The sequence below is a fragment of the Gloeotrichia echinulata CP02 genome (assembly GCA_038087035.1).
Classification (GTDB): domain Bacteria; phylum Cyanobacteriota; class Cyanobacteriia; order Cyanobacteriales; family Nostocaceae; genus Gloeotrichia; species Gloeotrichia echinulata.
In genome coordinates this window covers 1,295,833-1,313,075 of record CP051187.1, presented here as the reverse complement: position 1 = coordinate 1,313,075, position 17,243 = coordinate 1,295,833, and the positions used below count along the sequence as shown (strand labels likewise).

General features: G+C 42.2%; 8 protein-coding genes. All 8 read right to left on the bottom strand.

Annotated features, from left to right (window positions below; all coding sequences use genetic code 11):
• Positions 1–6 precede the first annotated feature (6 nt).
• Positions 7–915 (bottom strand): bile acid:sodium symporter family protein, encoded by a 909-nt coding sequence (locus tag HEQ19_05995; protein ID WYL99135.1) that lies wholly within the window; start codon positions 913–915, stop codon positions 7–9.
• A 376-nt stretch (positions 916–1,291) separates the two neighbouring features.
• The gene (locus HEQ19_05990) at positions 1,292–2,227 is read right to left on the bottom strand and encodes a DUF1702 family protein (protein ID WYL99134.1); all 936 of its coding nucleotides are present in this window, start codon (positions 2,225–2,227) and stop codon (positions 1,292–1,294) included.
• A 34-nt stretch (positions 2,228–2,261) separates the two neighbouring features.
• Positions 2,262–3,194 carry a DUF1702 family protein gene (locus HEQ19_05985; protein ID WYL99133.1) on the bottom strand — a complete coding sequence of 311 codons (933 nt, stop codon included), beginning with the start codon at positions 3,192–3,194 and terminating at the stop codon, positions 2,262–2,264.
• A 299-nt stretch (positions 3,195–3,493) separates the two neighbouring features.
• On the bottom strand, positions 3,494–4,903 hold the full coding sequence (locus tag HEQ19_05980) for a carotenoid oxygenase family protein (GenBank protein WYL99132.1): 1,410 nt from the start codon (positions 4,901–4,903) through the stop codon (positions 3,494–3,496).
• Positions 4,904–4,962: 59 nt separating this feature from the next.
• Positions 4,963–6,318 (bottom strand): aldehyde dehydrogenase, encoded by a 1,356-nt coding sequence (locus HEQ19_05975; GenBank protein ID WYL99131.1) that lies wholly within the window; start codon positions 6,316–6,318, stop codon positions 4,963–4,965.
• Between the two features lie 82 nt (positions 6,319–6,400).
• The gene (locus HEQ19_05970; GenBank protein ID WYL99130.1) at positions 6,401–8,272 is read right to left on the bottom strand and encodes a tryptophan halogenase; all 1,872 of its coding nucleotides are present in this window, start codon (positions 8,270–8,272) and stop codon (positions 6,401–6,403) included.
• 93 nt (positions 8,273–8,365) lie between these two features.
• Positions 8,366–10,186 carry a tryptophan halogenase gene (locus tag HEQ19_05965; GenBank protein ID WYL99129.1) on the bottom strand — a complete coding sequence of 607 codons (1,821 nt, stop codon included), beginning with the start codon at positions 10,184–10,186 and terminating at the stop codon, positions 8,366–8,368.
• Between the two features lie 127 nt (positions 10,187–10,313).
• A complete protein-coding gene (locus HEQ19_05960) occupies positions 10,314–17,153 on the bottom strand; it encodes an SDR family NAD(P)-dependent oxidoreductase (GenBank protein WYL99128.1) in 6,840 nt (2,279 codons plus the stop codon).
• Between the last annotated feature and the right edge of the window lie 90 nt (positions 17,154–17,243).

Below are 17,243 nucleotides of genomic sequence, written 5' to 3'. Positions count from 1 at the left end.
AACTAATTAGTTCCTTATGGTAGCTGATTTTTGCGCCATTTTTGAGTGGTGGTTAGATGTAGCCAACTTTCTACCGTAGCTAATAGCAATAAACCCTGTCACAAACATAAATAAAGTATAAACCGCAGCCGCCATTGCCATATCAGGATTTTTGAGTACTCCGACGGTAATTGCGAGCGCCAGGGCACCATTTTGAATGCCAACTTCAATAGCAATGCATATTTGCTGGGCAGGATTGAGCTTGAAGAGCTTGCTGATATAAAAGCCTGCCAACATTGAGAGAGTATTCATCAGCACAACGCCGACTCCAACTTGGAGAAAAAAGCCAGAGAGACGTTTTGACTCCGAAATTATCAGCATCAAAATAATTATACTGATTAATGCGAACGCGACGGGAGTAGTCAGTTTTTCTAGACGACGAGAAAGTTCAGGATAGATCTGCCGCAACCCCATTCCTAACCCTACAGGAAGGAGGGTCATGATAAAAATTTGCACTATTGTTGGACCAATGGGTAGGGAGATCGCCGTACTTTCTCCGAGGAAATGGTTAAATCCAAGGTTTGCCAACACTGGAATTGTAAATACTGTAATTAGACTGCTACAAGCCGTCAGAGTGACTGAGAGTGCAACATCAGCCTTAGCTAGGAATGTAATTAGATTCGAGGACGGACCACCTGGACATATTGCCACTATGATTAACCCCATTGCAATCGTCGGTTGCATGGGTATAACTTTAGCAATGACAAAACCAATAATAGGTAAAAAAACCAACTGACTTATCAAGCCGATGGAGACAGCTTTGGGATACTTGATTACACGTTGAAAATCTTCTGGTAAAAGAGATAAACCCATCCCTAGCATCATGATACCCAAGGCTGTAGGTACAAAAAACGCAGTAAAAAAGTTAGCTACCATAATTATTTTGTATTGAAGTTTTCAAGTAATACCAATTCAAAAAATCTTTGCAACACATCGATAAAATGAGTAATGAGTAATAAGTAATAAGTAATGAAAGAATTATTAAGATATTAACAACTTCAATCAACAAGTTGAAAGAAAAATAAAAAATAATTCACTCACGACTCATCACTCACGACTCATTACTCATTACTCATTACTCATTAAGTAAGTAGGCAGAAATAAACCAAACTATGTTAAGAAAAGTAAACAAGCCTGAAACTCTTACCAATGACCAATGACAAAGGACAAATGACGACCCTCGACCGTACGGTTTATTTGCGCTGACCTACTTATCTGTCCCATTTTTTTTCAACTTGGCATAAGTCTTGGATTATACCAGCAGATATTCTCGGTAGTGTTGCCAGATTTGTTGGTCTGGTTCTGCACCATTGTTTGGTAAACTTTCTACAGGAGTCTGTTTAATTTCAAATCCTGCTTCAGTTGCCATGCTGGACAATACTTCACTGACTAAAGCCGTATAGCCAGCTTCGTTCCCAAGCAATTTACGGAATTTGGCGGCACAAGTAGCTGCTTTAGCCAACTGCAACAGATAATCGCCAGCTACTTTGCCTAAAGCTTCTATAGTTGAGCTTTGTGCGCCACCAATGGAAGCACAAGCGAAACCAATACCCCCCCAAAGGTCTGGCTGTCTTGTGGCGGGAAAAGCGCCGATAGTCGTTGCAATTCGGTCAACATCAGCACAATTTACTAACCAAATACCGCGACCTAGACCTTGGTCAAAGACGCAGCGCAGATAGCCAGAAAGTTGTGCAGGAATAGCTTGACCGTCTATGTAATCTTGCCAGTAATTAACACCATGATTGAAGCCATAACCATCGATTACTGGCCAAGATATTACGGGGTTCAGTTGATTTAAATATGGCTCAATCGGTAGCTTGCCTCGAACTAGTCCCAAGCCTACCCCTAGATAAACCATCGTCTGATAAGCTGGTGTGGTGCCTGCAACAAAAGCCTCTACTCGATTCTGTTCCTGGGGTTTGAGTGCATCTAGTTCAGCCAGACCTATAGCTACGCCCTCTAAGGCAAATCCTAGCAACTCCGAGTCAATTGCATTTAGTTTGGCCACGAGCGCCTCTGGTTCTTCATCGGCGATCGCTGCATGGTATCCTTGCCACATGCCAGAAGCAACATATCTAAATCGCTGTGGCACTTTCGGATCTTTTGGGATTACCTTACGTCCCACCCAATTACCTATCATCTGCGTACTAGCTTGTTCGGCGCTGATTTGCCAAGCTTGTTGTGTCATTTTGATTATCCTTATATATCTTGACAATTTTGCACTAAGCTGCTATCTTACTTCTCACTGGATGAGGTATCCGCGCCCGGTAATGCTGCCATACTGGAGTTTCGCCATGATTGGCCAAACTGTCAGCTACAGCATCAGCACCCATTTCCCACAACACCTGACAAGCCAATTCTGTGTAAACTGACTGATTACCAAGTGCTTGGCGGGACTTGGCTGCGTAAGCAGTACCCTGGGCTAAACAAGAGTGATAAGCACCTGCTTTATTTCCTAAAGCTTCTATAGTTGTACGTTCTGCACCACCAGCGTAAGCACAGGCGTAACCTACACCACCCCACAAGTCTTCTCGTCTTTCGGGTGAAAAGGCATCAATGGTGCGTATGATGCGATTGACATCACCACCATCGACAAACCAAATACTGCGACCCAAACCTTGGTCAAAGACACTGCGAGTATAACCAGAAATTTGTTCCGAGATGACTTGATTATCCAGTGAGTCTCGCCAGTGGAACATACCTTGATAAAAGCCGTAGCCATCGACTATTAACCAAGCCTTGACGTTATCAAATCTTTGCAAAATTGGTTCGATAGGTCGCCCCACCCTAGCCAACATCAAGCCCAAACCGACATAAACCCAGTTATGATAAACGGCTCCATCTCCTGTAACCAAGGTGGCTATGCGATTGTGGGTAGTGGGTGTGAGAAAATCCCGCTGTCCTAGTCCCATACCGACGCCTTCGTAAGCAAATCCCCGCAACTCTTCATCTAGTTCATTTAACTTGGGGGCGATCGCTTCTAATTCATCAGTAACAGCTGTGTGGTATCCTTTCATTAACGAACGACCAGCCTGTTCTAATCGCTTCTGGATACCGCTATCACTTTCTTTTACTTCGCGTTCAGCCCAAGTAGCGATCAAATCTGTCGGCAGTGTGGCTTTATTTAAACTTGATTGCCAAGCGTCTTGTATCATGATATTTTTCCTGATTTAAAAAGTTGGATGCATTAATAAGTAGGTCGGCGCAAATACACCATACTAGCTTTGGTCGTCATTTGTCATTTGTCATTTGTTATTTGTCATTTGTCATTTGTCATTTGTAAGCATTTGGAGGATATTTACATGTAGTAATATAGTTTTGTTTTTTCGCGCCGACTTAATTAATAATTAATAGATTTTTGAATTACATCTAGGTAGGGCTATGCCTTACACATCTGGGTTTTGCTTGGCATTGCGTAGCCTACTGGATGCATTAAAAAATCATAATTCATAATTCATTTTTCTGCAATCCAAGTTCCGTGGAAACCGTAAGGAACTCGTTGTGGTAGTAAAATCCGGGCTACAGGTTTATCTGTGATATTTTGAGCATTTAGCACTACTAACTCTGAAGTTTTGAAAGCTGTGTCATAGACAAAAGTTAATAACCAACCATCATCCTCTAGATTACTATTTGAACGGGGGACAAATATTGCTTCTCCTCCATACCGACCTGAACCCCACTCATGCACTTGGGAATCATCATTGGCAAAATCATACTTAATTACGGCATCAGAAGTGAAAATAGGCAACATTTCCGGCACCATTCTGGCTGAGTAGCCGTAGCGATTCCGTCGTCCTACAAATTGCTGATTTAGAGTAGGAAATTCTGAGGACAAATCATCAATTGTTCCTTCATGAACTACACCTGTGCGGAGATTAAATCGCCAACAATATAACTCCGGTTGCGTTACCTGATGGTGACGTAAATTTGTTTTTGTGGGTATATTCAGCAGTTGAGCATCATTTGTCCGACAGGCTATGACGACGATTTCCTCTCCTGATTCATAAGCATTGAGAGTATGTAAAACATAGCAGGTAGAAACTTCAAACCAGCGAATATTTGTGTTATCTCCATGACGGGGAATAATACCAAAGCGACTGGGAGCATTTGGTTCAAACATGTAAGCTGGTTCTCTGCTTCGTAGCCTGTCTACACTAAATGTCAACGGTAAATCCATGAATATAGTGTAGTTTTCAGTGATGGCAAAATCATGCATCATCACTCCACAAGGTAAATCAATGGGAACTGTTCTTTTTAACTCTCCCTTGGCTGAAACCACGCTGTATTTCAAATAAGGTGGCTCTAGTAGACAATAGCCAAAAAACATCATTTCCCCTGTGATAAAATCCACTTTGGGGTGAGCGGTGAAAGCAGAGGTAAGTTGACCTTGATAAGTGTATGGTCCAATTGTTGCTAAATCAGACACCGCAATTTTGTATGGTTCTGCTCCCTCCCAAAGCGCTAGGAGTTGGTCTGCGTGCCACACTATACCAGTATTAGCAGTGTTCTTAAACGGACTAAAGAGATTATTCGGAGGGTTGTGAAGCTGTGGCGATTCCATTAGACCTGTCCATATGGCTCGACCAACTTTTTGCTCTAGTTCAAGTCCTCGTGTCTGGACATAGCGGTTACGGTAAGTGGCTTTACCATTACTAATCTGCACCCCATGCAACATACCATCGCCATCAATCCACCTGTAATCTCCTTTAGGAGGAAACTGGGGATTTGGTCCATTGCGGACAAACATTCCTGATAAATCAGTTGGTAATTCTCCAATTACTATGAGGTTATCGGCTGTGATTTCTGTTTGTACTGGAGAAAAGTTACCTGTAAGATAGGGACTAATTTCTTTGGCGATGGTCATAGTCAAGACTACTTTATTATTAGGTTAGGAATTCACAATCAGTTAGTTAAGAATATTAGTTAATGTTTCTTTTTCTCAGCATAGGGAGGATATCTCCATTTTAAATCTATGAGAAAAGATTTATTTAATACTGCTCTTTGATAAGAAAAGTTATCAAAGCCAGCTTTACCATGATAACGACCCATACCACTAGCACCAACTCCACCAAAAGGTAAAGAAGGGACAGTCAAATGCATGACTGTATCGTTAATGCAGACTCCGCCAGAAACAGTTTCTTGCAAAATCCGCTCTTGATTTTTTTTATTGTTGGAAAAGAAGTATAAAGCGAGGGGTTTTTGTTGTCGATTAACTAGGGCGATCGCCTCTGCTAAATCTGTATATTCTAGAACTGGAAGAATCGGACCAAAAATTTCTTCTTGCATGATCTTGTCTTGCCAAGAAACTTGATCGATAACCGTGGGAGCAATATAAAGATCATCTAAATCAGTTTCGCCTCCAACTAAAATTTTACCACTTTTTAATAAAGCAGCAAGGCGATGGAAATGTTTTTGATTAATGACTCTAGCAAAGCTTTTACTTGTTGACGGGTCGTCACCGTAAAAAATTCCTATTTGTTTTTTGATGCTAGCCAATAAATCTTGTTTAATTTGACGATGGACTAATAGATAATCAGGCGCAGTACAAGTTTGACCAGCATTAAAGAATTTGCCCCAAACAATTCTTTTAGCTGTATGTTCAAGATGAGTATTTTCATCAACAATACAAGGGCTTTTTCCTCCTAGTTCTAGGGTAACTGGTGTGAGATTTTTAGCGGCGGCTGTCATGACAATTTTACCAATTTCAGTGCCACCGGTGAAAAAGATATGATCAAAATTTTGTGCCAATAGTGTAAGACTTGTTTCAATCCCACCTTCAATGACTGCAATAAAAGATGGGTCAAAATTTTCCTTTACTATTTTGGCTACAAGGAAAGAGGTAGCAGGAGCGATTTCTGATGGTTTTAAAATTGCACAGTTTCCAGATGCGATCGCACCCACCAATGGAGCAAACATTAAATTAAATGGGTAATTCCAAGGACCAATAATCAGAATAACACCAAGAGGTTCAGAACGAACTTGAGCAGAAGAAGGAAACTGAAAAAAGGGAGTAGCCGCCCTCTGTGGTTTTGTCCAGGCTCTAATATTTTTCAGAGCATATTTAATTTCTTCTAAAACGCCAATTATTTCAAAATAAGCTTCAAAGCCTGATTTACGCAAATCAGCTTTTAAAGCTTTAACAATACTATCTTTATTGTTCTCAACCGCTTGCTGAAGAATTTTCAGTTGTTGAATCCGAAAATCAATACTTTTTGTTTTGCCAACATTAAAAAACTGGCGCTGTTTCTCAATTTCATAATATTCTACTTGAGTGAGCATAGCTTTTTCACCATTTTTCAGATACATGAAGTACATAGTTAGGGGCACGGCATTGCCGTGCCCTTACAATAATCTGTTAAAATTAGGAGTTGGCTTTAGCTGAAACCCCAACTAGCTCAGGAACTTTTGCTACAGTTTTATCCTGAATATTTGGCAATTCATCAGCCCCATTTTGGACAGTTTTTTCCTTGACCAAATTTAACCAAGGCTGCAATTTTGTTTGATGTTGGTAACTTTTGAAATTTTCTCTAGCCTTAGCAGTTATGCTGTTGTCTGGCACATCTTTGGTTTGCCATTTGAAAATAAAGTTATCCCAACCAGCTTGAGCAGATGCTTTTAGTAAAGCGAAAATGTGCTTCAGATTTTGTGGTGCTAACAAACCTTTTAGTCCAAAACCCCTCCATAGGAATTTCAGGTACCAAATAGCCACGAAAAAGTGAGTGTATTGCATAGATACAAAAACATTAGTTCGTTGAGGTTCGTACTTGGTCAGGTGGATGTATTCGTCAAAATCCCGGCTCATTATGTAATTAAAAGGCAATTCATCGGCTCGATGGGTATACATAAACCCGATGTTGGCGTTCTTTTGTGCCAACTCTGTTAATTGCTTGTATGCAGCAGTTAGGATTTCGGTAATATATACACGACCTGGCTGCTTAATTTTTGCCAGGAATTTCAAATCTAAATGCCATTTACCCACATACAAAGGAACCATCATTCCAAACCACCACATGTTTTCTAGGAACATGCGATAACTCATGATGCTAGCATTACCAAGATGCTGAGGATGATTGCTGACAAGAAGATTATTACGCTCAATCATCCCTAAATTAAAGCCATTGTAAACCGCCCGCTTCTTCTCTGCATCTGGTTCACCTGCTAACTTGGCGCGAATTACTTCTGTAACGGTGTCTATTTGGAAAGACATCATCGTCATTCCCATCGAGTAGAAGGGATCAAAGATAGCTGCTGCATCACCAATTACATACCAGTTATCTTTTGAGAGTATAGTTTTACTCTTGTGAGCTAGCTTTGGCCAGTAATGGAAATCAATTTCTTCGCCACTCTTGATCAGTCGATAAAGAATGTTATGATTTGCTTCTAAAAAGGCATAAAACTTTTCTTTAGTGTTGACAGTCTGAGCCTGAATATAATCGTGATGGTGGACTAATCCGATAGACAATTCCATACTTTGAGTGTCTGTGGGAATCATCCAAATCCAATGTCCGTGACCCATCCAGTGATTAGTAGCATAGTAGTGGCTACAGGTGGAAACTAAAGGATCATAACCGCTGTGAAAGATGGAGCGATCAACATTTTTCACCCGCACCCATGCTGAACCATTATTAACGCCACGGACGTTTTCAGGGCCAAATAATAAATTATCTGTCTTGCGACCAACGATAAACCTGCGTCCTGATGCATCAATGACATGTTTGGCTTTCAGTTCGATATACTCATCATCCAGTTTGACTTTCACCAGGTTCAGGGTATCGCCAGGGTTTAGCTCAACATCAACAACACGACCCTGATAAAAGACAGCGCCCATTTCCTGATTCATCCTCAGCACATCCCGCTCGAATTTGGGACGTTGGATGAGAACAGAAGCCAATGGTGGTTGGCGAATAGCCCAGAGATGATGGTAATCATCAATGTTTTCTGTACTTTCTAGATTTTTAGGCCAATGAAAGTTTAAACCAAATTTGGGCGGATGATTTTCAATCATGTAATCATAAAGACCCAATTCTTTGCAGATCATCAGAGTAGAGATTTCCACCGCTGATTCTCCCACTTTCAAGTCCTTTTCTGTCCGTTCTTCAGGACGAGGATCAACTAAAGCAATTTTGATATTGGGAACATTAAGTAATAGGTGGCGAGCTTGACATACTCCCGCAAATCCGGCGCCCATAATTACTACATCATAATCATAGGTTCGGCACTGATTGTTGTTCATGGAATTTTCCTTTTTACCAACTAGAAAATTGTATGAATTTGAATTTTTTTGAGTAGCAATGTCCACCCTACGAAGTCACTGAACCATATTGAGCTATAGTTCAGATGCGACTAGCTCTTTCTCCTGCAATTTTGACTCTTCCGCATTCTGACTTTTTAACCAAGGCTCCAATTCAGGTTGATATTTATAACTCTTGAACTCTTCTGTTACCCTAGCGATTTCACTATTAGCCGGCAAACCTTTGGTCTGGCGTCGGTAAATGAAATCATTCCAGCTTGATTGAGCAGATGCATTGAGTAAAGCAAAAACATGTTTGAGATTCTTTGGTGACAACACACCTTTTAGTCCAAAACCTTTCCACAGGAATTTGAGATACCAAAGAGCAATAAAGAAGTAAATGTTTTTCATGTAAGCAAAAACATTGCATCTTTTAGGTTCATACTTTGTATTTTGTAGATAACTATCAAATTCTTGGGTTATGTAGTAACCAAAAGGTAATTGCTGCCCTCGATGGACATACATCATACCAATATTAACATCTTTTTCTATGAGTTCATTAAACTGTTCATAAACATGAGACATCAGTTTTCTGATGACTTGACGACTTTGTTGGCTAAAACTGCGGAGAAATTTTAAATCTAAGTGCCATTTGCCAACATATAAAGGTACAATCAGCCCGAACCACCACATGTTTTCTAAGTAGACGCGCCAGCTCATGATGCTAGCATGACCGAGTTGTTTAGCGTGGTCGTGGAGAAGATGATTACAAGATTCTATATAGCCAAGATTGTATGCATTATACACAGCCCGCTTTTTCTCTACATCCGGCTCACCTGCTAATTTTGCCCGGATAATTTCTGTGACACTTTCCATTTGAAATGTCATCATTACCATCCCCAAGGAATAAAAGGGATCGAAGATGGCTGCTGCGTCACCAATTACATACCAATTGTCGTGAGAAAACAGAGTTTTACTTTTATGTGCGACCCTTGGTAAGTAATGAAAGTCTATGTCCTCTCCACTCTTGACTAGTTGGTAAAGAATGTTGTGATTTGCTTCTAGAAACGCATAAAACTTTTCTTTGGTGTTAACGCTCTGCGCTGGGATAACTTCATGATGATGGGATATTCCTACTGACAGTTCCATAGTTTGAGTATCTGTAGGAATGACCCAAATCCAATGTCCGTGACCCATCATGTGATTAGTGGCATAGTAATGGCTACAGGTAGCACCTGTAGGATCGTAACCACTATGAAAAATGGTGCGATCAACATTTTTAACCCGTACCCATGCAGAGCCATTGTTAAGACCAACGAGTTTCTCAGGGCCAAAGAGTAGATTATCTGTCTTCTGCCCAATGATAAATTTGCGTCCAGCGGCGTCAATCAGATGCTTGGCTGTAAGTTCTAGGTAATCACTACCTATTTTAACCTTAACAGTGTTTGGGGTATCTCCAGAGGCTAAATTAACATCAATTACACGACCGTTATAAAAGTCAACTCCCATCTCTTTGTTCATTTTCAAGACATCCCGCTCGAACTTGGCGCGATTCATCAGAACGGAAGCTAGTGGGGGTTGTTTAATAGACCAAACATGATAGTAATCATCGATATTATTTGTATTTTTTGGGTCTTTAGCCCAATGATAGTTTAGTCCAAATTTCGGCGGATGATTCTCAATTAAGTAATCATAAAGACCCAATTCTTTACCGAAAAATAGAGTAGAAATTTCGACAGTTGACTCACCAATTTTTAAATCTTTTTCAGTTCTTTCTTCAGGACGTGGGTCAATTAAGGCGATTTTGATGTTGGGAATATTCAGCAGCAAGTGTCGAGCTTGAGATACTCCGGCTATCCCCGCGCCCATAATGACGACATCGTAAACTTGAGATTGAGTTGTGTTGTTCACAGACATTTCCTATTTCGTTCACTAAAAGTTTTGGGATGTGGGCAGATTTTTTATTTAGGCGTAGGTTTGGTTGAGGAACGAAACCCAACCTACAATTATCTAAAGCCAGTTATATTTAATTGCGCCGACCTACTTAAACTGAGCCAGCAATCCAATTTAAAGAGCGGAATGGGACAACAACTAGGGCTATCATTCTTTCAGGACTACGTGTCAGTTGAATGGGAAAGGTAAGAACTTGAATTTGACTGTTGGTAGTGACATCACTGAATAAAATGCTATCTCCTTCTATGCGCTCAATTGCTAAATTAATATCTTTGGCTTTAGTCGCCTTACGTATGGCTTCTATAGCTGTCCAAATCCGAGTCCCAGCACGATCTACTGAGTCTTTGCTCTCTAGTTGTTGGATTAATGGATATCGAGAATCACTCAATAAAGCAATCCAATCTTCCACACTGCGATGAGTTACTGGTTCAATGTCACAACCCTGCACTCCTCTACCGACAACACAGAAACAAACATGTTCGTCGTGGGCAAGCGATACTTCTACTCTCTCGTCTAGTAGTCCGATAACTATTGGTTTGCCAGATTCTGTCCATTGAATCTGCATCTTAGACATCAGATTAGCATTATTGTTCAGCAGTTGAGCGATCGCTCTGTGGAATATTGGTAGTTCCAGTTGATGACGTTCTGTGGGCAATAATGCATGGATACCAGGAAGATAAGCCAATGATATCTCTGGCGTAACAACTTTGAACAAAAGCGAGCGATTGCTCAATTCTCGGCGAAGAATTTGTTCATCCCTTTGACTAGGATCGGCCAGATCTTCAGCCGTAGGATTCTCCTGTCGGTGTTCTAGTATCTGCAATTGATAGCTATTGAGTCTTTCCATCACACGCCCATCGGGAGCTAAAAGAAAAACATTACTATGATATTTTTGACCTTCTCGCCCTTGTGGCATTGTCACACCAATGTACGAACCAGTTTTATCTCCATCTGATTGATAGATTTCTAGACTGTCGATGTGGATGGGTAAACAAAGATCCTGGGGAACTACCAGTTGTCCAGCTTGCAGCAACGAGTCTCTGCAATAAGGATCTCCGAGCAAGAAAGGCCCTTGCGCTCTATCTTGAGATTGTTCTTGCTCCTGAGCAGAATACAAGTTTCTCTGGGTTTTAAATACACACCTGTGGGAATTCAGGCTATAAACCTTTTGTAAGCGCTGAAATTTGGGACCTTGAAACAGTAACCAACTATATAAATCTGCTAGAGGCTCAATATCTAGAGGTACTTCTGGAACTTCAACCTTTTCTATAGCTGGATTTTTGTCAACATCTAGTAGAAATGTGGCTGAAAAATGGCTGATGGCAAATCCTGTCTGTTCTGTCTTGATAGAAACATATACTTGCTGTGGATCATTTTTTAACTTTCTCTCCAGGACTTCTGCATGAATTTCTATGTCTACTCCCTTGTCAGGAGCAACAACGATAGCACGTTCTAGACGAATATCTTCTATCTGCACAGTCGGTAAGGAATCTTTACCAGTGACATAAGCAACTGCTTGTGCCATAGCCTCTAAGCCGAATACAGTCGGGAACAGATAGGAACCTCTGTAGCGGTGATCTAGCAAGTATGAATCCCGCTCAAGACTGAGGTGTACCCTGAGAACAACCTCTACATTTGGTTGATAAATCAGGATCTTCTCGAGAAACTTTGACGAAGCTGGAGGTGAGAATAATCCTGGATACCAGGTATCAAAGCCACTCGATTCAAAAGCCGCTAAGGTTTGCATTGGTGCTGCTATCACAACTCGCAAATCTGCAGGTTCATTTTTGATGAGATGCAAGAATCGACTAACGCCGGTATCTTTGGGAATGGCACTAATACCCAGTTTGCTGAGGCTACGAACGCTACCCATCCGCGCTCCCATTCCCACCTCATCCCACACACTGTATGCCATTGAAATCACGGCGGTTTGAGGGTGCTGGGCTTGAAAGCGCCGTAAAATCAGATCCAAAGTTTCATTAGAGAAGCCATACCAAGCATTGCGTTGCATCCCTGTAAAGCCGATGACGGAGGAGAAACCGACAAAAAGCTTGAGTGGTGTAGTTTCTAGTGTTTTGCATAGGTTGATCAATCCTATAAGCTTAGATCTGATTTCATCAAATGCTGCTTCCACAGAAACCTGCTCAATTAGCCTCGGCTTGTTAAGGGCAGCTCCGTGAATTACTCCTGATATTTCACCTAGTTCTTGTGTCACTTTTTGCACAAGATTTACTACTGAATCGTAATCAGAAACATCGCACGCATAGTAGCGGCAGGTTAGTCCTTCAGTATGAAAGCGCAGCAGCGTGCGGGTAATATCAGAACCACTACTTTGTTGAATGTTCTCATCAGGATGGGGTGAACGTCCTACAAGTGCTACACGAGTACCTGTCTGTTTAGCTATAGCCAAAGCGCATTCAGCAGTAATACCTTTTACTCCGCCCGTGACGATGATGACATCCTCAGATGACCAGGTAATTTTGCGGTCTAGATAATCTACAGGTTGCTGTACCTGAGGCCGAGGAACGTAGCGCTTGAGATCAGCATCGTAACTGACAGCTGTATAAACATGGGCAGTAGAAAGTTCTCTGAAGACACATTCTGCTAGACTTGCGGGAGCTACTGTAGGGGAGAAATCAATTACTCGAACTTTGAGATCGGTTCGCTCTAGATGCAAACTGGCTGCAAAACCAACTGTACAGCATTGTTCAATATTTGGTAGTGGCTGTTGAACTCCAAAATGTCCCCCACTAAATTGGACATAAGCTACTGTTCTATGGTCACGGGATGCTAAAGGTGGAATGGCAACACTACGTAACCGTTCAATCATGCCAATTAAACGGGCTTCTGAGGACAACTCGCTATTGGGTGTACAAGGTAATACAGCAATGAAGTGAGTTATATCAACGTTGTGAGTCAGTGTCTGAGGGCTGGCTTCTGCAAAGGTGACACTTTGAACTTGAGCGCCTTGAGTGCGAAGCTCTTCAGACAAGGCTACTATTTTGTCTGATGAGCTTAATTCATAAAGAATTAGCACATTCGCCGTGCGCCAGTTTTCTTCCATCTGTCTGCCTAAAGCAACTGAGGGAAATTCTTCTGGAATATTTTGGATGATATAATCACGGACTAGTTGCTTACGTGTTAATTCTGAGCCAGATGTTAGTGTCTTGCCATTGTTTTGATTTGCGAAATCTTGTTTTAAAGAAATTTTCGAGGTTGGTTCTGAGATTTTAATTTCATGATCATTATTATTTGGTATGAAAATGTGAATTGTTTCAGCAATCTCTTGAATCGTGGCGTTGGCTAGAGAAGGCGGATCAATTTTCCCAGCGGCACCAAATTGCTTGGCAACTTCGGCTATAACTTCACCGGCTTTGATGGAATCGAGGTTAAGATCGTCGAGCAATCGCAATTCGGCTGTGATACTTTCTCTGACATATCCTGTTTGTTGAATAATCAGGTCTGTCAGTGAAGTGGCGATCGCATCGGTTGAGATCATCAACATCGTTGGTACTTGGGAACCCGCTCCATGACCATTGGACATGAAACTGCGAATTGTTTCCCCAATCTCTTGAATTGTGGCATTAGCTAAAGCTGGTGGGTCAATTTTCCCCGCAACACCAAATTGCTTGGCAACTTCGGCGACAATTTCACCGGCTTTGATGGAATCGAGGTTGAGATCGTCAAGCAATCGCAATTCTGCTGTGATACTTTCTCTGACATATCCTGTTTGTCGGACAATCAAGTCTGCTAACAAGAACTCAACACTCTGATTACCATTGGCGACAACGCTATTCTTTTCCCCAGGTTTATGGAAACCATTACCATTACGATTCACTGTGTAACTAATCGCAGCATTTTCAGGACTAGCGACTAAAGGCAGAGTTTGCAGATCAGCCCGGATGACTTCAGCGATAAACTTACCGCGTCGAGCTAAGTAATTTTGCAGTACCTGTGGTGCAATATCGTTGTGTTCGGCAAACACTGAATAATTCAGCAAGCTTTGAGAAGTAATTCCCAAGGATGAAGATGAGTACGTTGTCGATACTTGAAATGGTCGTTCTACAGGATTGTCAATGAAGATGCGTTCTGAGGCGGGTACAAAAGGACGTACCAGCCGACCTTCGTAAACTGCTTCCCAGTTGATGTCATGACCACGAGCAAATACGTTAGCCAACATCATGTTCAAGGATTGGTCAAATCCTGGTTTTGCTTCTACAGGTAGACATTGCAGCCCTTGTAACCCGTTGATATCGCTGACCAATCCAGAGAGGACTTTTCCAGGTCCTACTTCTATTAGTAGGTCGCATGTCTGCTCTAGGGTTTTGACCAGGGATACAAAGTCCACTTGCGCTACTACCTGATGGGCGAAGTGGTCACGCAATTGCAATCCTGTGGGCGGTTCCTGGCCATCTACACAGGAAACAAGACCTAGGGTGGTCTTTTTGAGTGTATTGGGAGCTAGTTCATAATTCTGTAGCTGTTCGGCTGCTTCGGCAACCAGTTGAGAGTGAAAAGCATGAGAAACTGGAAGCTTGTATGTTTTGATTTCTTGAGCTACGGCTAGTTCAATGACTTGTTCAATGCTGGACTGTTCACCAGATATGACTATTTGTTGGGGACTATTTATATTGGCGATCGCCGCATAGCCATTGACTTGTTTTAACAATTCCTCGGCTTTGTCACGGGAGCAAGCAATACTGACCATACTTCCCCGCACACCTTGTCCAGAAGCTGACATGGCACGTCCGCGCACAGCCGCTAAACGGATCAAAGCTTCCTCGTCAAAGGCACCTGCGGCGTGAAAAGCAGTTAGTTCTCCTAGGCTATGACCAGCGACACTAATCGGCTTTAATCCTAGATGTTGCAGGTAGTGCATCCACAGCAGTGAAGCCAGACAAATCGCAGGTTGAGCAATTTCGGTTTGGGCAATTTTTTTAGCCCATTCTTCCACCTGCTCTTGATTGATAGCCCGGTCTAATGGTCTATAGATATATTCGCTAATACTGGCTGCACCAATTTCTTGTAGCCATTTGTCGGTTTGATTGACTAATTCCCTAGCCCAGCTAAAGCGTTGTACGAGGGTACGGGCCATGTTCAATTTTTGCGAACCTTGACCGGGGAAGAGAAAACCGATGCGGCTGTGCTTTCCTTGATTTCCTACCCAAATTCCTTGCTGTGGATTGAGGATTAGTTGTCCCTCGTCCAGTGGTTGAGCATTCAACAATTCTTGTAAGAACAAAAGACGTGCCAACAGTTCTTCTGGTGAACGGGCGATGAGTGCTGCTCGTACTGGTAGTTCCTGGTTTAGTTGTTGCGTAAGATGTGCTGCTAGATCGATGAGTTCGCTTAAACTCAATCCTTGTACTTTCCCAAGTAATGCATCTATGCTTTGTAACAAAGCTGGGATTGATGCTGCACTCAAGACAAAAATCTCTGTTTCTTGAGCAGAAACTAATAAAGCTTGTTCATCAATTGATGGTTCGAGTTTATTCGCGGGAGCATCGCCAGATTCTAAAGTTACATGGCAATTTATCCCGCCAAATCCCATTGCGGAGACTCCAGCCCGGAGTGTGTCTGTTGTCTTTTTAACTTCCCCTTGCAGCACCGGGTACAGACAGCGGGCTGCTTTGTCAAATACTTCGTTTGGTTCATTGCAGCCTGCTAATGGTGGAATCACTCGGCGGTTAACAGCCATCACAGCTTTGATGAACCCGCCAATACCTGCGGCGGCTTTGGTATGTCCTACTAGGGATTTGAAAGAGGTAACACCACAAGCACGGGGATTTGTTTGACTGTCCGCACCCATAGCTAGGGAAATACCTTCTAATTCGGCGCGATCTCCTACTGGTGTCCCTGTACCATGACCTTCGATAAAATCAACATGACTTAAGCTGTAACCGGCTCGCTCATAGGCGCGGCGTAGTGCCTTTGCTTGTCCTTCCCGACTCGGTGCTGTTAGCCCACCTTTGCCATCTGATGATATTCCCCAGCCATTTAATACTGCATAGATATAGTCCTTGTCAGCACGAGCATCTTCTAAGCGCTTCAAAACGACGAAGCCTGAGCCTTCTCCAGGGATAAAGCCACTAGCTTTTTGATCGTAAACGCTCATATCTTTCCTAGTCAGGGCACCTGTTTTGGCAAATCCCACTAGTTCAAAGGTGTCTAGACTAATATCTACACCACCAGCCAGTGCCAAATCGAGGTCGCCATTACTTAAAGCGTTAGCAGCAGTGGCAACGGCAATTAAGGATGAGGAACAAGCCCCATCTACTGTATAACCACCGCCATCAAAGTTAAAATAGTTACAAATTCTTCCAGCGATAGTATTAGAAAGATTACCAGATAGTGTGTCTTCGGTAAATGGTGAGAATACTGATTTGTAGTATTCTTCCATTGCTGTTGCCAGTTCATCTACCATTGGCAATGGCAAACCCTTGGCCTGTGCCGCTGCACGGATTACCCTTTGGATAAATGGCCAGCGTAGTCGCATGTTGTTAGAGCGGGTTTGTTCTCCTGTTAAGGAGTTACCGAGGATGACACCGGTACGTTCGCCCTGAACATTGGCTCTGGTATAACCTGAATCCTCTAAAGCGGCGATCGCTACTTCTAATGCGACCCAGTGAGCGATATCAGCTGTCTCGACTACAGTTTTAGGAATGCGCTTACTCGCCCAATCGAAGTCAAAACCATCAATCACCGCCATCAGTTTCCCGTAGGTTTTGTCTGGAAACCTCGGATCTGGATCGTAATAATCCGCAAGTGGTAACCGCTGAGGAGGCGATTCTCTAAATTGTCGTCGCCGCGAAAGTATGTTTTCCCAGAGTTGTCGTAAATCCTTTGCACCAGGATACCAACACCCCATACCAATAACCGCAATTCTCGGTTGAGATAATTCAACGTTAATTACTTTTTTTGATTCAAACATAAAATTGAATAAATCTAGATATGTTGCATGATGATTGTCAACTTAATGCTATTCACTCAAAAGTACAAGACAAGAGCCATAAAGTATAAA